This is a genomic window from Marinobacterium aestuariivivens (assembly GCF_042661465.1).
In the GTDB taxonomy this organism is placed as follows: domain Bacteria; phylum Pseudomonadota; class Gammaproteobacteria; order Pseudomonadales; family Balneatricaceae; genus Marinobacterium_A; species Marinobacterium_A aestuariivivens.
This window is the reverse complement of record NZ_JBHSWE010000001.1, coordinates 2360465-2378530: the sequence shown is the minus strand read 5'-3', so window position 1 is coordinate 2378530 and position 18066 is coordinate 2360465. Positions and strand designations below refer to the sequence as shown.

Sequence of the window (18066 nt, the reverse complement as noted above, 5' to 3'; positions counted from 1 at the left end):
CCCTTGATGGATGCGCTCAGGGTCGATCGTCGTTAAACCCCTCTTGCTGGTCAGCGTGACAACGCTGAACCCAGTGCTCCGAGAAGCTTTACTCGATATTTTGAATTTGTTCCCGCATCTGCTCGATCAGCACCTTCAGTTCGACGGCGCACTGGGTGGTGTCGGCGACGATGGATTTCGACGACAGGGTGTTGGCTTCGCGGTTGAGTTCCTGCATCAGGAAGTCGAGGCGGCGGCCGATCGGGTCCTTCTGCTTCAGTACGCGACGCACTTCCTGGACATGGGTGCCGAGGCGGTCCAGCTCCTCGTCAACGTCGGCTTTCTGGGCCAGCAGGGCGATTTCCTGCTCGAGGCGGTTTTCGTCCAGCTCTTCCTGCAGTTCGGCCAGGCGGCTGCGCAGGTTGTCGCGCTGGGCCTGGAGGATTTCGGGCAGGCGCTTGCGAACCTGGGCGACGACCTGTTCGATGCCGTCGAGCCGCATTTCGATCAGCTGGGCCAGCTCCGCGCCCTCCCGGCTGCGGCCTTCGGCCAGATCCTTCAGCGCCTGGCTGAACAGCGCCAGCGAGGCTTTTTTCACAGCCTCCATATCGAGTTCGCTTTCACGCATGACACCGGGCCAGCGCAGGACTTCCAGCGGGTTCAGCGGCTGGCTGTCGGTCATCAGCGTGCGCAGGTCCTGAGCCGCCGCGATCAGCTGCGCGGCAAAATCCCGGTCGACACTGAGGGTCTGCTGCTGGGTCTCCGGTACGAAACGCAGGGTACACTCGACCTTGCCGCGGCTGAGGGATTTGCGCAGCTGTTCGCGTAGCGCGCCCTCGAGTTCACGCAGGCTCTCCGGCAGGCGCAGGTGGGGTTCCAGATATCGATGGTTTACCGAGCGAATTTCCCAGACCAGGCTGCCCCAGTCGCTCTGGGTCTCCTGGCGGGTGAAGGCCGTCATACTGCGTGTCATGTCGTCCGATCTCGATTAGAATTGGCTGTTCGGAAAGCCATTCTAACAGCCCGGCCGATATCTGGCAGCCTGGCGGAGCTTGACCGATCGTAGCGAGGTGAAGTCCGTTTTGAGACGGTTTTTGAGCTCTTTTAAAGCGAATAGTGGTTCTATTTAATGAAAAAGAGAACAAAAAAAGACCAAAATCGGCTTCGCCGCAGTAGATCCGTGTTAAGTCCGACAGGCTGCCCTGCACCGCCGGGCTCCCCAAAGATAAAGGTACAAGACGACGATGAGTTCGAGCATCTCCGAACAGCTGCAGAACCTGGGACTTAAAAAGCTGCGTCCGAGCGGGCGTCAGCCGGACCAGATGCGCGAGATCAGGATTACGCGCAACTTCACCAAACATGCGGAAGGTTCGGTACTGGTCGAATTCGGCGATACCAAGGTGCTCTGTACCGCCTCCGTCGACCGTGGTGTGCCGCGCTTCCTGCGTGGCAGCGGCCAGGGCTGGGTTACGGCCGAATACGGCATGCTGCCCCGCTCCACCAATACCCGCACCGACCGCGAAGCGGCCCGCGGCAAGCAGGGCGGACGCACCGTCGAGATCCAGCGTCTGATCGGCCGCTCTCTGCGCGCCGCCCTGAACCTGAACAAGCTTGGTGAAAACACCATCACCATCGACTGCGACGTGCTGCAGGCCGATGGCGGCACCCGCACCGCGGCCATCACCGGGGCCTACGTCGCGTTGCAGGATGCCATCAATGTGCTGAAGAAGGACAAGCACGGGGCCATGAAGGGCGACCCGGTCAAGCATATGCTGGCGGCGGTATCGGTCGGCATCTACGAGGGCCACCCGGTACTGGATCTCGACTACGCCGAGGACTCCAGGGCCCATACCGACATGAACGTCATCATGACGGAAAACGACGGTTTTATCGAAGTACAGGGCACCGCCGAGGGCGAGCCCTATACCCAGGACGAGCTCAATGCGATGCTGGACCTGGCCCGCAAGGGAATCCGCCAGCTGATCGAGGCTCAGAAAGCCGCACTGGCCAAATAACCCGGACGCAGACAACAAAAAGGGAGCTTAGCTCCCTTTTTTGTTTATTTGCCGCCGATGTTGTAGTCGATGATCACCGGCGCATGCTGCGAGAACTGCTCGTCGCGGTAGATGCGGGCCGCCTTGACGCTGTTGCGCAGATTGGCGGTGGTGATCTGATAGTCCAGACGCGCACCTTCGTTCAGCGACCAGGCGCGATTGTAGTCCGGCCACCAGCTGTACTGACGCTCGGCCTTGTTGACGCGGCGGAAGGCATCGACGAAGCCCATGTCGCCGAGCACCTCTTCCATCCACTCCCGCTCCTGGGGCAGGAAGCCCGAGACACTCTGATTCACATACCAGTTGCTCAGGTCGATTGCCTTGTGGGCGATATGGAAAGTGCCGCAGAAGATGAAATCGCGGCGCTTGCGCAGCGTTTTCTTCAGATGCCCCATGAAGAGTTCGAGGTACTCTTCCTTGTTGGCCTGGGCTTCCGGACTCTTCAGACCCGATGGAATCGACATCGAGGCCACGCTGACCTTGTCGAAATCGGCCTGGATGAAACGGCCGTGGAAATCGCAGAGCTCGAAGCCGAGCCCCGTCATGATCGCCTTGGGCAGCTCCCGGGTATAGATGGCAACGCCGCTGTAGCCGTCTTCGAACGCATCGAAGAAGTAGGCGTGGTAGCCTTCCGGATGATAACGCTCGGCGTCGAGCTGATATTCCTTCGCGCGCAGATTCTGCAGGCATACCACGTCGGCATCCTGCTGTACCATCCAATCGAAAAAGCCTTTGTCGGCAGCCTGTTCAATACCCTGAGTATTGAATGTGATGACACGCATGTCTTTCGGTCCTGTAAAGCGCGCAATAAAACAATGGTCGAAATCAAAGAAGGGATTGTATAGGTTAGCGGCCGAAATTGAAATTTCTTCAGGTCACAATCGCCATAGAGCGGCGCTCTGCACGCTGATATCATAGGCGCCGATCAGATTTCAGTGCGGAGAGCCCCATGCAGGACTACCAGAGAGCCTTTATCGAGTTCGCCATCGAGCGCGGCGTGCTGCGTTTCGGCGAATTCACCCTCAAATCCGGCCGAACCAGCCCCTACTTCTTCAATGCCGGCCTGTTCAACACCGGAGAGGCCCTCGCCAAGCTGGGCAAATACTATGCGGCCGCCATCGAGGATTCCGGTATCCCGTTCGATGTCCTCTTCGGCCCGGCCTACAAGGGCATCCCGCTGGCCACCACCGCAGCGGTTTCACTGGCGACCGATTTCCAGCGCGATGTGCCCTATGTCTTCAATCGCAAGGAAGCCAAGGACCATGGCGAAGGCGGCAACCTGGTCGGCGCCGAGCTCAAGGGCCGGGTGCTGATCATCGACGATGTCATCACGGCCGGCACCGCCATCCGCGAAGTCATGCAGATCATCGAGCAGGCCGGCGCCACGCCCGCCGGTGTCGTCATCGCTCTGAACCGTATGGAGCGTGGCCAGGGCGAGCTGTCGGCCATCCAGGAAGTCGAGCGCGACTACGGCATGCCGGTCGCCAGCATCGTGACCCTGAACGACGTGGTCAGCTATCTCGAGGAGAAAGGCGGCATGGAGGAGGAAATCGCGGCGATCAGGGCTTACCGCGAGCAGTACGGCATCGAAGGCTGAGCGCCCGCAAAAAGCCGGGGCCCCGCCATTGACAGACGCCTGGCATGAGTGTTTAATTGGCGCCCGTTGTTGCCCGGATAGCTCAGTCGGTAGAGCAGGGGATTGAAAATCCCCGTGTCGGTGGTTCGATTCCGCCTCCGGGCACCACTTATACTTGAAAGCCTCGCTGTTGCCAGTGGGGCTTTTTTGTTGCCGGATCGACCGCTGTGCGTCATCGAACCGGTTCGATTGTCAGCCACGTCCCTGTGGCTGCCCCTTCGGGCTGACGCGCAAATTTGTTCCCGACAAATTTGTACTCAGGCCATCCATGGCCTTCGCCCTTCGGGTTATCGTCGCAAGCGACGATATGCCAAATCGTTCCCGACGATTTGGTGCGTCATCGAGCACTGCAGGGCGCACTGACCGTCAGGGACGGCGGAAATGCCGTGCGTGCCGGTCCCCGGAATTCGCCTGCGGCTTATTCCAGGTTACGCTCTCATCGAACACTGCAGACGCCTGACAGCCAGACCGATATAGCGTTAACATAGTCCATCTTGCCCGCGCATCCCCCTACGATCTTCCTGCTGGATCCCGGAACCATGCACAGACCTGTAAAACTGCTCAGCCTCTTCGTGGCCTTTGCCTGCGTACTGCTCGCGATCAACTTCGGTCTGCGTTCGTCCATGGGCTTCTTCATGCCACCGATCTCGGCCGAGTTCGGCTACGGTCGGGAGATCTTCGCCTTCTCGCTGGCACTGCAGAACCTGTGCTGGGGACTGTTCCAGCCCATCGCCGGCGCGATTGCAGATCGTTTCGGCACCTTCCGGGCGCTGCTCGGCGGCGCCGTTGCCTATGCGCTGGGGCTTTATGTTACGGCGAATGCCGACAGTATCTGGGCTCTGCATACCGGCGCGGGCATTCTGGTCGGCATGGGCATCGCAGGCACCGGCTTCGGTGTGGTGCTGCCGGCACTGGCACGCATGGTCGCGCCGGAGCGCCGGGCCTTTGCACTGGGGCTCGGCACCGCGGCCGGTTCCGCGGGCCAGCTGCTGGTGATCCCGGTCGCCCAGGCCTTCATTGCCAGTTACGGCTGGCAGACAGCGCTGCTGTTGCTGGCGGGCGGCGCCCTTGCCATGCTGCTGCTGGCCGGCCCGTTCCGCAACGACGCCAGCAGCACCGCGAACAGTGCTCTGGATGGCCCTCCGCAGACGCTATCGGAGGCCCTCAAGGAAGCTCGTGGCCATATCCATTACTGGCTGCTGATCGCCGGCTTCTTCGTCTGCGGCTTCCAACTGGCCTTCATCACCGTCCATATGCCGGCGTTCCTGACCGACAATGGCTTCGATGCCAGTGTCGCGGTCACCAGCCTGTCACTGATCGGGCTGTTCAATATTTTTGGCTGCCTGCTGTTCGGCAGCTGGTCGGGTCGGTATTCGAAGAAAAAGCTGCTGGGCATCATCTATGCCCTGCGTGCGGTCGCCATCACCCTTTTCATGGTCGCACCGCTGACGACTACCTCGGTCTACCTGTTCTCGATTGCCACCGGCTTTCTCTGGCTGGCGACCGTACCGCCGACCTCCGGGCTGGTCGCCCAGATGTTCGGCGTCCGTTATATGGGCACCCTCTACGGCATCGTCTTTCTGAACCACCAGCTCGGCTCCTTCACCGGCGTCTGGATCGGCGGTTATCTCTACGATGAAACCGGCACCTACAACATCGTCTGGTGGTCGGCTGCCGTCATCGCGCTGGCCACGGCCCTGATTCATGTTGTCCTGGACGAACGTCCGGTGGCGCGGCTGCAGGTGCAGGCCGGCACAGCCTGATCGAGGTCCCTGGTGACCGCACTACAGCCCGTTTTGTGAATAAATCGGGTTGTAGATAACTCCGCCCTGTGAATACTTAAAAACTGCCCACAGAAACCCTGAACAAGGCTGTGCACAAGCTTGTAACAAGCACTTCGAACCGGATGCCAGGGCCCGGGAATACTGACGCCGATAAAGTTGATCACGGCTTGGACCGGAGGGGCGTAATCCTGTCTGTGGACAACATGGAGCGGCAGACCGGCTCCATATCCACACAGCTTATTCACAGCTTGAGCAGACGTTTACTCCTGCATTTTCTGTCTACAGGCGGGGCGACCTTCCGCCGTCCATGGCCTTAGCAGAAAATTGCTCCTGCATTTTCTGTCTACAGGCCGTCCATGGCCTTAACGCAGGTCCAGGCGCTGCAGCAGGCGATAGAAGTTGCTGCGGTTGAGACCGAGGCTGCGCGCGGCGGCAGCCATATTGCCGTTATGCTCATCCAGCCGCCGAACGACCAGATCCCGCTGGAACCGGTCCAGGGCCTCTTTCATCGCCATACCTTGCGGCATCTCCTCCCGCCCGGGCAGTGCAGGCACCGACTGCTCCGTATCCGATAGCGGCTCCAGGTCCAGGTGCTGGCGCTGCAGGATCACGGTATCCCCCGGTTTCTGCGACCGGGCCTTGAGGGCGGCCCGGCTGAGCAGATGCTCGAGCTCCCGCACGTTGCCGGGCCAGTTGTAGTCCAGCAGCGCCTGCTTGGCCTCGGCGGCCAGCCGCAGGGCGCGGATGCCTAGGCGTTGCTGACTGGCTTCGAGCAGATAGCCCGCCAGCAGCAGCACATCACGACCCCGTTCGCGCAGCGGCGGGACCTGCACGGGATACACCGACAGCCGGTGATAGAGGTCGGCACGGAAGCGGCCCTGGGCCACTTCCTGCTGCAGATCCCGGTTGGTGGCGGCGACGATGCGGACATCGACCCGCAGGTGGCGGTCACTGCCGACCCTCTGGATCTCGCCGCTCTGCAGTGCCCGCAGCAGCTTGGCCTGGATCGACAGCGGCAGCTCGCCGATCTCGTCGAGGAACAGGGTGCCGCTGTCGGCGATCTCGAACTTGCCGGCCCGGTCGCTGACGGCACCGGAGAAAGCCCTTCACATGACCGAACAGTTCGCTTTCGGCAATGCTTTCCGGCAGCGCGGCACAGTTGACGTATACCAGCGGCTGTTCGGTACGATCGGACTGGCCGTGCACCTGACGCGCCACCAGCTCCTTGCCCACGCCGGTCTCGCCCTGCACCAGCACCGTCAGGCTGGAACGGGCGACGATCGAGATCTCCTCCTGCAGCCGGCGAATCGGCGGGCTGCTGCCGATGATCTCGGGGGCCCTGCCCTCTTCCTGCAGCGCCCGGGCCACCTGGTGCTCGCGCTCCGCCCGGCTTCAAGCAACGCCATGCGCGCCGCCGCCTTGACCGTCGCCTCGGTCAGACCGATGAAGGTGCGCAGTTCGACCGGATCGATGCGGTCGAAGGTTTCGGGCTGCAGCGCATCAAGGGTCAGCACGCCCCAGGGCCGCTCGTCTATATAGAGCGACGCCCCCATGCAGTCATGTACATGCAGCTGATGGTCGAGGGTCTCCACCAGACCGTCATAGGGATCGGGCAGCGGGCTGTCGGCGGCGAACCTGACCGGCTCGCGCGAGCGCAGCAGTTTAGCCAGCCGTGGATGCTCATCGATCCGGAAGCGGCGCCCCATGGTGTCATCGCTCAGGCCCTCTATCGCCAGCGGCTTCAGCTGCTCGCCCTCGAGCTGTAGCAGCGCCGCCGCATCGCAGGGAAAGAGGCGCAGCATCGCTTCTAGCAATCGTCGGTAACGCTGGCTCACCGGCAGATCCCGTGACAGGTCCGCGACAATGCCGATCAGGCTTTCACTGAAACTCGATGTTGTCATTAAGATAACCTTGTTGTTAATAGAACAACCTTAGCATTGCTGTCATTAGAACAACATGATTTATTTTATCTTTAAAAATCAATGATATAAAAAATGGCACAACCTTTGCTGTCTTAGGGTACGACCAATACTAACCGCAGAGGGACGCTTTTATGCATCCGATCACAATCACCATAAGGAGGGGACCGGCATGACCGAGATCTTCACCAAGGGGATGGCCCGCAATATCTACTATGGCGGCGGCTTCTTCTTTCTGTTGCTGCTGTTGGGGCTGACGCTGGACACCCTGCGCGAGCTGCCGGAGCGTGACCATCGCGAAAACATCACCGAATCGGTGGCCCGCGGCAAGGCGGTCTGGGAGGACAACAACTGCATCGGCTGCCACAGTCTGATGGGCGAAGGCGCCTATTTCGCGCCGGAACTGGCCAACGTCTACGACCGTTATGGCAACGGCAGCGAAGAGACCTTCGGCCAGTTCATGCAGGCCTGGATGAAGATGCAGCCGATGCCGACCGAGGGTCGGCGCAAAATGCCGCAGTTCCACCTCAGCCCCGAGCAGGTCGACGACCTTTCGGCCTTCCTGATCTGGACCTCGCGTATCAACGATAACGACTGGCCACCCAACAGGGAAGGCTGAGCCGGAGGATGCCTGGATGAAATTCGAATCCCAAGGGGTCGCCAAGCCCTACTTCATATTTGCGCTGATGCTCTTCGTCGGCCAGATCCTGTTCGGCCTGATCATGGGCCTGCAGTACATCGTCGGGGACTTCCTGTTCCCCTATATCCCGTTCAATGTCGCGCGGATGGTACACACCAACCTGCTGATCGTCTGGCTGCTGTTCGGCTTCATGGGCGCGTCCTACTACCTGGTGCCGGAGGAGTGCGACACCGAGTTGCACAGTCCCTGGCTGGCCCGGGTGACGTTCTGGGTCTTTGCCGCCGCCGGCACCCTGACCATTCTCGGCTACCTGCTGGTGCCCTATGCGGAACTGGCGAAGCTCACCCATAACGAGCTGCTGCCGACCATGGGCCGCGAGTTCCTCGAGCAGCCGACCATCACCAAGATCGGTATCGTCATCGTCTGCCTGGCGTTCATCTACAACATCGGCATGACCATCCTCAAGGGCCGCAAGACCGTCATCAACATGGTGCTGATCACCGGCCTGGTGGGGCTGGCGGTGTTCTTCCTGTTCTCCTTCTATAACCCGTCCAACCTGGTGCTGGACAAGTTCTTCTGGTGGTGGGTCGTGCATCTCTGGGTCGAGGGCGTCTGGGAACTGATCCTCGGTGCCATCCTGGCCTTCGTGCTGATCAAGGTCACCGGCGTCGACCGCGAAGTGATCGAGAAATGGCTCTACGTGATTATTGCCCTGGCGCTGATCTCCGGCCTGATCGGCATGGGTCACCACTACTTCTGGATCGGCCCCGGCCCGTACTGGCTCTGGCTCGGCTCCATCTTCTCGGCGCTGGAGCCGGTGCCCTTCTTCATGATGGTGTTGTTCGCCTTCCGCGTGGTCAGCCAGCGTCGTCACCAGCACGGCAACCGGGCCGCCACTCTCTGGGCCCTGGGTACCGCGGTCATGGCCTTCCTCGGCGCCGGCGTCTGGGGCTTCATCCATACCCTGGCACCGGTGAACTACTACACCCACGGCAGCCAGATCACCGCGGCACACGGCCATCTGGCGTTCTTCGGCGCCTACGCGATGATCGTGCTCTGCATCATCTCCTATGCGATGCCGATCATGCGCGGTCGCCCACAGGGCAACTCCGCGCTGTCGCAGAAGCTGGAGATCTTCGCCTTCTGGACCATGTGCGCCAGCATGATCGGCATCACCCTGGCCCTGACCGTCGCCGGCGCCTGGCAGGTGGCATTGCAGCGCCTGCCCGAAGTCGGCGCGCTGAGCTTCATGAACACCCAGGCCAAGCTGATCCCGATCTTCTGGGTTCGCGAAGCCTTCGGAGTGGTGTTCGCGCTGGGACTGGTGGCCTATCTCGCCAGCTTCTTCGTCGGCCAGCGGGTAACCGTGGAGAGCGGCGCCAAGCCGGCCAAGGCCGTCTGCTGCGGCAGCTGCAACTGAGACCCGGTGGGAGCCCTGCTCCCGCCCTTCAATTTTTCTCGAGGTGAGCCATGGAAGAGTTTGTAGGGGGCATCTGGCATCGACTGGTGACGCGGCAATCGGCAACCGATTTCGCCGACGCCCGGGTCGAGCTGGCGGATATCCAGCCTCAGCTGGCCCCCTTCTATCGCGCGCTGGGTGGTGAAACCGGCAAGCTGCTTGAAGCCGCGGAAGCTCGGCCGTTCCGGGCACCGCGCAAGCTGATTCAGCGTATTGCCGGCAGTCACCGGCGCCATGCGGTCAGCTGGCAGGATGCGCGCAGCCTGCGACTGCCGCCGGCAGTCGCTCTCTTTCCGGAGCGCGAACTCAATGAGTCACTCTATCTTTGGCTCACGGCCATGGCCGCGGTATTGCCTCGATTCCGTCACTGGTTCCGCGACAACCAGCGGGCCTGTCGGCTGCTGCTCGAGACCCGGCCCGGCCTGGCGAAGCGCTATCGGGAGATGGTCGAAGCCAGCCTGCTGCTGCGTCCGGGCCAGGACCAGCTCCAGGCCGACGCCTGGACCCGCGAGCAGGCGATTCGACGCGCCCTGCTGCAGCCGGGCTCGGTGGAGTTGCTGCCCCGGGCCCCCGGCGATGCCTGGCCGGTGCCTTTCTGGCTCTACCCGGCACCGCTGCGGGAGCTTTCGGTCGATGCCTGCGACGAAGACTCCGGCGAGTCGGCGGAGCAGTCACCACAGGCACCGGAGGAAGCCGGTACTGTACGCCGGACCGCCCGTCGTCTCGATGACCGCAAACAGACCGACGGGCTGTTGATCTTTCAGCTCGAGAGCCTGTTCAGCCGTGTCGAGCAGGTCGAACTGGACCGCTGTCAGGAAGAAAACCTCGACGACGACCTCGGCGCCGCCGAGGACCTGGACATCATTACACTGTCGCGCCAGCGCCGCGCCGGCTCCGCGCGCGTGCGCTTCGACCTGGATCTGCCGGCGCCGCAGAACGACGACCTGGCGCTGGGCGACGGCATCCGCCTGCCGGAGTGGGACTACCGCCGCCAGCAGTTGAAAGCCGATCACTGCCTGTTGCAACCGATGCTCGCCGACGAGGCTGCACCGGCGCCTTTGCCGGAAGCACTGAGACCGGCCGCGCGCCAGTTGCGCAACCGTTTCAGTACATTGCGACCGGAACGTAGCTGGCTGAAACGCCAATTGCAGGGTGAGGAGCTCGATCTCGATGCCTGGCTCCATCAGTTGACCGAAGAGCAGCGCGGCCTGGAACCGGGAGCCTGCTACCGTCAGCGCCGGCCCAATCAGCGGGACCTGTCCTGCCTGCTGCTGGCGGATCTGTCGATGTCGACCGATGCGGGCCTCAATGACGAGCAGCGCGTGATCGATGTGATTCGCGACAGCATGACGCTGTTCGCCGAGGCGCTCAGCAGTTCCCGCGATCGCTTCGCGCTCTACGGCTTCTCGTCGATCCGCAACAAGCAGGTGCGCTATCACCTGCTGAAGAACTTCAACGAAACCTACGGCGATGCGGTACGGGGACGACTGCAGCAGATCAAGCCGGGCTTCTACACCCGCATGGGGGCGGCCATCCGCCAGTCGGCGGACATCCTCGCCCAGGAGAAAAGTGCACAGCGGCTGCTGCTGATCCTGTCCGACGGCAAGCCGAACGATATCGATCAATACGAGGGACGCTATGGCATCGAGGATACCCGCCATGCGGTACAGCAGGCCCGCGCCCTGGGCCTGCAGCCGTTCTGCATCACGATCGATGACAAAGGCAATGACTATCTTCCTTTTCTCTTTGGCGACAAGGGCTATGCACTGGTCAGCGACCTGAGTCGCCTGCCCATGTTGCTGCCACGTCTTTATCTGAATCTTACGGGGGCAAGCTGAACCCCGGTCGGCAAAGGAAGGCGGCAGCCAATGCTGTCGCCTGCCCACCACCGGAACTGCACCTGAATCTGACCGGGGCCAACCGAGCCCCACCGGAGCCATCGTTATGACAAACAGCATCCATTACCTGCCACAGCACAACGAAGTCGAACTCTTTCGTCATGCCGCCGGGAGCCGGCTGCCGGTGCTGTTGAAAGGCCCCACCGGCTGCGGCAAGACCCGCTTCGTTCAGCACATGGCCGAACAGCTGAATCGGCCGCTGATCACCATCGCCTGTCACGACGACCTGACCGCCGCCGACCTCGTCGGCCGTCACCTGATCGGCGCCGACGGTACCTACTGGCAGGATGGTCCGCTGACCCGTGCCGTACGCGAAGGTGCGATCTGCTACCTCGACGAAGTGGTCGAAGCCCGCAAGGACACCACCGTGGTGCTGCACCCGCTGTCCGACCACCGCCGCGAACTGCCGATCGACCGCACCGGCGAATTGCTCAGGGCGCATCCGGATTTCATGCTGGTGATTTCGTACAACCCGGGTTACCAGAACCTGATAAAAGGCCTCAAGCCCAGCACCCGGCAGCGCTTCGTCGCGCTCAGTTTCGACTACCCGACACCGGAGCGGGAGGTGGTGATCCTCTGTCAGGAAGCCGGAATCGACAAGCAGACCGCAACCCAGCTGGTCGCGCTTGGCAATGACCTGCGCCGTCTCAAGGACCAGGATCTGGAGGAAGCGGCCTCGACACGCCTGTTGATCTATTGCGCGCTGATGATCGGATCCGGCACTCCTGTCGGGGATGCCTGTCGCGCCTGCCGGCGGAGCCTCTGAGCGATGACAGTGAAACCCTGGCCGCCATCGAGCGGCTGATCAGCAGCTATTTCTGAGCCGATCATGACAGCGACGACAATCAGCCCGACCTCCGTCCGCCAGATGCCGGGCAGCGTGGCGGTATGGGTTCTGATCTATGCGGAGCTGAGCGAATTTGCGCTCTTCTTCCTGATCTACCTGGTGACCCGGGCGCACAATCCGGAACTGTTCGCAGCCGGTCCCAGTCAGTTGAATACCCTGGCCGGCACCCTCAATACCCTGGTGCTGGTCAGCAGCAGCTTTTGCATTGCCCGGGCCATGTCGGCCATCCGGCGCAATGACCGCCGTCGCTGCATCCGCTGGCTCGGACTGACCATTGCCTGCGGTGCGCTCTACTGCGGGATCAAGGGATGGGAATATCTGTGGAACGAGGCATCCGGCATACATGCCCGTAGCAATCTTTTCTTCACACTTTATTACTACCTGACCTTCAACCACCTGTTGCACGTCCTGGTGGGGATGGCCACGCTGAGCTGGCTGACCCTGCGCACCGCCTGCGGCAGCTACGATGCCGAAGACCACGAAGGCCTCGAGAACGGTGCCTGCTACTGGCACATGATCGATCTGGCCTGGATTATCCTGTTCCCGCTTGTCTATGTAATGGGGTGAAACATGAGCGACCTGAACAGCTGGCGTCTGCTGATCCTGCTGACGCTCAGCAGTGCGTTGATCGCCGAAAGCTCCGATCCGCACTCTGGACTGGTGTTGCTGGTATGCGGCACCGTGATCATCAAAGGGCAACTGGTCATCGACAACCTGATGGCCCTGCGTCAAAGCCACAGGGGCATTCGTGCCCCGATGCTGGCCTACTTCTATGTACTGTTGCCACTGATCGCTCTGGCTCTGTTGTTTCCGCAGGAGCTGGCACGGCTGACGACGCTTTAACCCGAATCCGGAACGGCCTTCCCCCTCTGAGGTCCTAAGCAGTAACCACAAGGGAGGGGACTGCCATGAATGCCTCTGTTTTGATCGGCTCGAGTGCGCTACTGCTCTCGACGCTCCTGCTTTCCGGCTGTGGTAACAGCTATCTTCTTTCTCCTGATTCGCCCCCCTGACCAGCGATAGCAGCCGGTACGACGGCAACTGGACAGGGCCTCTCGAATCGAGATATCGCCTAAGACCGCTTGGCAGCTCTCGAAGCTTCTACAAGGCCATCGTCTGCGACACCTACCAGGACCGGATCAGGCTTGACGTCAGGCAAGGGCAGATGGAGGCCGAACTGGGACAGGATACCGGCTACAGTATCAGCGCCCAACTTGACGACAGCGGTCGTTTCTACCAGCGTGTCACCCTTTCGGCAAACGGAGACAGGCATCCAGGTAAAGGGACAGAGTTATCGATCGCGGGCCACATAGACCCCGACAAGGGCGTCGCTCGCGGGACGGTAATGGTCACACCAGGCCGCTACAGTGTCGGTTGCCTGGGAGACTTCGTGGCCTATTCCGATGACGGCCGGAGTGGCCTCTCGTCGAATATCGTGCCATTCAGCACGGAGTACCATTTTACCGAGTTCAGGGATCACAAGTAGGCTTTGCAGCTGTGGGAACGGTCCTAGCCGTGAACAGCGGAGGGTGCCGACAGCGTTATTCGCGACTGAAGTCGCTCCCTCAATTGTCGGCGACCTGCAGCGAATTGCCCGATCCCGCCAGTGGTTGGCGCAACGAACCAGTCCCTGGCAACCGGACGGAAAGCATGGCTTGCGCACGCGCGAGCCATGCTGCGGACGATGCACGCCGCAGCCGTCAAAACGGCGTAGGAGCTGCGCCCCGCAGCGAATGGTTTCGGGCGACGAGATGCCTGGGCAGGGTCTGATACTGGCGCTTCGGCCTGAAGCCGGAATATCCTGACGGGATGCTTGGCGCCTCGCGCACGCGCGAGCCATGCTGCGGGCGATGCACGCCGCGGTCGTCAAAACGGCTCGAAGCTGTGCTTCGACAAGTCCCGTTTTGACCCTACTATCACATGGTAAGGCGGCCGCAAGCGGCGCTGTTCACATGCCCCATGTGAGAGCAGGTCAGAGCATATAAAACAAAAACGCCCCGACCAGAGGCCGGGGCGCTTTTGTTTAATTAGATGCTTGGCGATGACCTACTCTCACATGGGGAGACCCCACACTACCATCGGCGCTAAGGCGTTTCACTACTGAGTTCGGGATGGGATCAGGTGGTTCCACCTCGCTATGGTCGCCAAGCAAAACTGGCACAATATGGATTCTTTTGCCTGTGGATAACCTGTGATTGGCCGGTATATCCCCAGTCTTCAATTCGGATTTTTCAGCGCTTTCTCGCGCCTGTCCTGTCTGTGCACAAGCTTCAGCCAATGCTCAAATCTTATCTCAGGCTCTTCACCTGAACTCCCGACCCCAAACGCCTTGGGCGTTATATGGTCAAGCCTCACGGGCAATTAGTACTGGTTAGCTCAACGCCTCGCAACGCTTACACACCCAGCCTATCAACGTCCTGGTCTCGAACGGCCCTTTAGGGGACTCAAGGTCCCGGTGAGATCTTATCTTGAAGGGGGCTTCCCGCTTAGATGCTTTCAGCGGTTATCCCGTCCGAACGTAGCTACCCGGCAATGCGATTGGCATCACAACCGGAACACCAGAGGTTCGTTCACTCCGGTCCTCTCGTACTAGGAGCAACTCTTCTCAAATCTCAAACGCCCACGGCAGATAGGGACCGAACTGTCTCACGACGTTCTAAACCCAGCTCGCGTACCACTTTAAATGGCGAACAGCCATACCCTTGGGACCGGCTTCAGCCCCAGGATGTGATGAGCCGACATCGAGGTGCCAAACACCGCCGTCGATGTGAACTCTTGGGCGGTATCAGCCTGTTATCCCCGGAGTACCTTTTATCCGTTGAGCGATGGCCCTTCCATACAGAACCACCGGATCACTAGAACCTACTTTCGTACCTGCTCCACGTGTCTGTGTCGCAGTCAAGCACCCTTTTACTCTTGCGCTCATTGCATGATTTCCGACCATGCTGAGGGTACCTTCGTGCTCCTCCGTTACGCTTTGGGAGGAGACCGCCCCAGTCAAACTACCCACCACACAATGTCCTCGAACCGGATCACGGTCCAGAGTTAGAACCTCAACAGTACCAGGCTGGTATTTCAAGGTCGGCTCCACGCAGACTGGCGTCCACGCTTCAAAGCCTCCCAGCTATCCTACACAAGTAATGTCAAAGTCCACTGTGAAGCTATAGTAAAGGTTCACGGGGTCTTTCCGTCTAGCCGCGGGTAAACTGCATCTTAACAGCTATTTCAATTTCACTGAGTCTCGGGTGGAGACAGTGTGGCCATCGTTACGCCATTCGTGCAGGTCGGAACTTACCCGACAAGGAATTTCGCTACCTTAGGACCGTTATAGTTACGGCCGCCGTTTACCGGGGCTTCGATCAAGAGCTTCGCTTGCGCTAACCCCATCAATTAACCTTCCGGCACCGGGCAGGCGTCACACCCTATACGTCCACTTTCGTGTTTGCAGAGTGCTGTGTTTTTAATAAACAGTCGCAGCCACCTGGTATCTTCGACTCCCAACCGCTCACCCCGCAGGGGGTCACCGTCAGGAGCGTGCCTTCTCCCGAAGTTACGGCACCATTTTGCCTAGTTCCTTCACCCGAGTTCTCTCAAGCGCCTTGGTATTCTCTACCTGACCACCTGTGTCGGTTTTGGGTACGGTCAGCTGTAACCTGAAGCTTAGAGGCTTTTCCTGGAAGCTTGGCATCAACCACTTCGGTCCACATGGGACCTCGTCATCAGATCTCAGTCTTAAGGAGCCGGATTTGCCTAACTCCTCAACCTACATCCTTAAACGCGGACAACCAACGCCGCGCTGGCCTAGCCTTCTCCGTCCCCCCGTCGCAGTTACAGCCGGTGCAGGAATATTAACCCGCTTCCCATCGACTACGCATTTCTGCCTCGCCTTAGGGGCCGACTCACCCTACCTCGAATAGCGTTGGATAGGAACCCTTGGTCTTCCGGCGTGGAGGTTTTTCACCTCCATTATCGTTACTCATGTCAGCATTCGCACTTCTGATACCTCCAGGGTGCCTCACAGCTTCCCCTTCAACGGCTTACAGAACGCTCCTCTACCATGCCACAAGTGGCATCCGCAGCTTCGGTGTATCGCTTAGCCCCGTTATATCTTCCGCGCAGGCCGACTCGACTAGTGAGCTATTACGCTTTCTTTAAAGGGTGGCTGCTTCTAAGCCAACCTCCTAGCTGTCTGAGCCTTCCCACATCGTTTCCCACTTAGCGATAACTTTGGGACCTTAGCTGGCGGTCTGGGTTGTTGCCCTTTTCACGACGGACGTTAGCACCCGCCGTGTGTCTCCCATGATTGCACTCACCGGTATTCGGAGTTTGCATCGGGTTGGTAAGTCGGGATGACCCCCTAGCCGAAACAGTGCTCTACCCCCGGTGGTGAGACATGAGGCGCTACCTAAATAGCTTTCGAGGAGAACCAGCTATCTCCGAGCTTGATTAGCCTTTCACTCCGATCCACAGGTCATCCGCTAACTTTTCAACGGTAGTCGGTTCGGTCCTCCAGTTGATGTTACTCAACCTTCAACCTGCCCATGGATAGATCGCCCGGTTTCGGGTCTAATCCCAGCAACTAAACGCCCTATTAAGACTCGGTTTCCCTACGGCTCCCCTAGACGGTTAACCTTGCTACTGAAATTAAGTCGCTGACCCATTATACAAAAGGTACGCAGTCACAGACCGAAGCCTGCTCCCACTGCTTGTACGTACACGGTTTCAGGGTCTATTTCACTCCCCTCACAGGGGTTCTTTTCGCCTTTCCCTCACGGTACTGGTTCACTATCGGTCAGTCAGGAGTATTTAGCCTTGGAGGATGGTCCCCCCATGTTCAGACAGGATAACACGTGTCCCGTCCTACTCGATTTCACTCAATTGCCGCTTTCGCATACGGGGCTTTCACCCACTATGGCCGCACTTTCCAGAGCGTTCTGCTAACAACAACCGAGCTTAAGGGCTAGTCCCCGTTCGCTCGCCGCTACTAAGGGAATCTCAATTGATTTCTTTTCCTCCGGGTACTTAGATGTTTCAGTTCCCCGGGTTCGCCTTCCAATCCCTATGTATTCAGGAAAGGAATACCCGCAAAGCGGGTGGGTTTCCCCATTCAGAGATCTCCGGATCAAAGGTTGTTTGCCACCTCCCCGAAGCTTTTCGCAGGCTACCACGTCTTTCATCGCCTCTGACTGCCAAGGCATCCACCGTGCACGCTTCGTCACTTGACCATATAACCCGAAGGCGTCTGTCAAGGACGAGAGTACGATAAGATTTTTCGCCATTGGCGCTTGTACTCAGTACAAGACTTATCTCGAATTGAATTCGAATCCATATTGTTAAAGAGCGATAAAGCTGAAAGCTTTAAGTGATGAGTTCACAGGTTACAGTTACAAGCTACAAACTGTTGACTGTAAACTTATTACTTACAACTTTCTTCTAAATGGTGGAGCTATGCGGGATCGAACCGCAGACCTCCTGCGTGCAAAGCAGGCGCTCTCCCAGCTGAGCTATAGCCCCAACGATTAACGCGCAATTTTCGTGAGACAAGGCATGGGAACGCGACGCATAGCCTGCTATGCGAGTGTTGCCATAACGCCGTATCACGGAAATTTGGTAGGCCTGAGTGGATTTGAACCACCGACCTCACCCTTATCAGGGGTGCGCTCTAACCAACTGAGCTACAAGCCTACATTCAGCTTCGTAGACACGTTGGTCGACCTCACCCGCTCTTTACCTTGAAGGCAGGGGGTGCGCTCTAACCAACTGAGCTACCAGCTTTTCTTCAAGCTTGAGCTATTCAGCCAAGCTTTTGCTCTTCTCTAACGTCGATCAGGTAATTCGTGTGAACGCTGT

The 18066-nt window shown here is 59.6% G+C and carries 14 protein-coding genes, 3 tRNA genes, 2 rRNA genes and 1 pseudogene; 11 read left to right on the top strand and 9 right to left on the bottom strand.

What is annotated here, in order from left to right:
* Positions 1-88: 88 nt before the first annotated feature.
* On the bottom strand, positions 89-952 hold the full coding sequence (locus tag ACFQDL_RS12330) for a YicC/YloC family endoribonuclease (RefSeq protein WP_379909266.1): 864 nt from the start codon (positions 950-952) through the stop codon (positions 89-91).
* 271 nt (positions 953-1223) lie between these two features.
* Here ACFQDL_RS12330 and rph point away from each other — a divergent pair, with 271 nt between their 5' ends.
* Complete coding sequence (rph, locus tag ACFQDL_RS12325) at positions 1224-1994, top strand: ribonuclease PH (RefSeq protein WP_379909265.1); 771 nt, start codon at positions 1224-1226, stop codon at positions 1992-1994.
* Positions 1995-2038: 44 nt separating this feature from the next.
* On the opposite strand, the gene ACFQDL_RS12320 is transcribed toward rph, so the two are convergent.
* Positions 2039-2815: an exodeoxyribonuclease III gene (locus tag ACFQDL_RS12320; protein ID WP_379909264.1), complete on the bottom strand. Its 777-nt coding sequence runs from the start codon at positions 2813-2815 to the stop codon at positions 2039-2041.
* A gap of 167 nt (positions 2816-2982) precedes the next feature.
* Here ACFQDL_RS12320 and pyrE point away from each other — a divergent pair, with 167 nt between their 5' ends.
* The 3 genes from pyrE (at position 2983) to ACFQDL_RS12305 (ending at position 5432) form a co-directional block, all read left to right on the top strand.
* Complete coding sequence (pyrE, locus tag ACFQDL_RS12315; RefSeq protein ID WP_379909263.1) at positions 2983-3630, top strand: orotate phosphoribosyltransferase; 648 nt, start codon at positions 2983-2985, stop codon at positions 3628-3630.
* Between the two features lie 71 nt (positions 3631-3701).
* Positions 3702-3777 (top strand) — tRNA-Phe (locus ACFQDL_RS12310).
* Positions 3778-4208: 431 nt separating this feature from the next.
* On the top strand, positions 4209-5432 hold the full coding sequence (locus ACFQDL_RS12305) for an MFS transporter (RefSeq protein ID WP_379909262.1): 1224 nt from the start codon (positions 4209-4211) through the stop codon (positions 5430-5432).
* A gap of 383 nt (positions 5433-5815) precedes the next feature.
* On the opposite strand, the gene ACFQDL_RS12300 is transcribed toward ACFQDL_RS12305, so the two are convergent.
* The 3 genes and pseudogenes from ACFQDL_RS12300 to ACFQDL_RS12290 form a co-directional block, all read right to left on the bottom strand.
* On the bottom strand, positions 5816-5962 hold the full coding sequence (locus tag ACFQDL_RS12300; protein WP_379913046.1) for a helix-turn-helix domain-containing protein: 147 nt from the start codon (positions 5960-5962) through the stop codon (positions 5816-5818).
* Between the two features lie 129 nt (positions 5963-6091).
* Positions 6092-6821 (bottom strand): annotated as a pseudogene (locus ACFQDL_RS12295) (sigma 54-interacting transcriptional regulator); the annotation flags it as partial.
* Entirely contained in the window at positions 6713-7354 is a 642-nt protein-coding gene (locus ACFQDL_RS12290) for a GAF domain-containing protein (protein WP_379909261.1), read from the bottom strand. The gene ACFQDL_RS12290 and the pseudogene ACFQDL_RS12295, both read right to left, overlap by 109 nt.
* A 190-nt stretch (positions 7355-7544) precedes the next feature.
* On the opposite strand from ACFQDL_RS12290, the gene ACFQDL_RS12285 reads away from it, so the two are divergent.
* From ACFQDL_RS12285 to ACFQDL_RS12255, 7 genes are all read left to right on the top strand, one after another.
* Complete coding sequence (locus ACFQDL_RS12285) at positions 7545-7991, top strand: c-type cytochrome (protein WP_379909260.1); 447 nt, start codon at positions 7545-7547, stop codon at positions 7989-7991.
* Between the two features lie 16 nt (positions 7992-8007).
* The gene (locus tag ACFQDL_RS12280; protein WP_379909259.1) at positions 8008-9432 is read left to right on the top strand and encodes a cbb3-type cytochrome c oxidase subunit I; all 1425 of its coding nucleotides are present in this window, start codon (positions 8008-8010) and stop codon (positions 9430-9432) included.
* Positions 9433-9482: 50 nt separating this feature from the next.
* Entirely contained in the window at positions 9483-11309 is a 1827-nt protein-coding gene (locus tag ACFQDL_RS12275; RefSeq protein ID WP_379909258.1) for a nitric oxide reductase activation protein NorD, read from the top strand.
* A gap of 106 nt (positions 11310-11415) precedes the next feature.
* Positions 11416-12135, top strand: a complete 720-nt coding sequence (locus ACFQDL_RS12270; protein ID WP_379909257.1) for a CbbQ/NirQ/NorQ/GpvN family protein — start codon at positions 11416-11418, stop codon at positions 12133-12135.
* Between the two features lie 63 nt (positions 12136-12198).
* A complete protein-coding gene (locus tag ACFQDL_RS12265) occupies positions 12199-12783 on the top strand; it encodes a cytochrome c oxidase subunit 3 family protein (RefSeq protein WP_379909256.1) in 585 nt (194 codons plus the stop codon).
* Positions 12784-12786: 3 nt separating this feature from the next.
* Positions 12787-13059: a cytochrome C oxidase subunit IV family protein gene (locus ACFQDL_RS12260; protein WP_379909255.1), complete on the top strand. Its 273-nt coding sequence runs from the start codon at positions 12787-12789 to the stop codon at positions 13057-13059.
* Between the two features lie 322 nt (positions 13060-13381).
* Positions 13382-13702, top strand: a complete 321-nt coding sequence (locus ACFQDL_RS12255) for a hypothetical protein (protein WP_379909254.1) — start codon at positions 13382-13384, stop codon at positions 13700-13702.
* 547 nt (positions 13703-14249) lie between these two features.
* Here ACFQDL_RS12255 and rrf read toward each other — a convergent pair.
* The 4 genes from rrf to ACFQDL_RS12235 form a co-directional block, all read right to left on the bottom strand.
* Positions 14250-14365, bottom strand: a 5S ribosomal RNA gene (rrf, locus tag ACFQDL_RS12250).
* A gap of 191 nt (positions 14366-14556) precedes the next feature.
* Positions 14557-17441 (bottom strand): 23S ribosomal RNA (locus tag ACFQDL_RS12245).
* Positions 17442-17654: 213 nt separating this feature from the next.
* Positions 17655-17730 (bottom strand) — tRNA-Ala (locus ACFQDL_RS12240).
* A gap of 94 nt (positions 17731-17824) precedes the next feature.
* Positions 17825-17901: transfer RNA gene (locus tag ACFQDL_RS12235), tRNA-Ile, on the bottom strand.
* Positions 17902-18066: the final 165 nt, after the last annotated feature.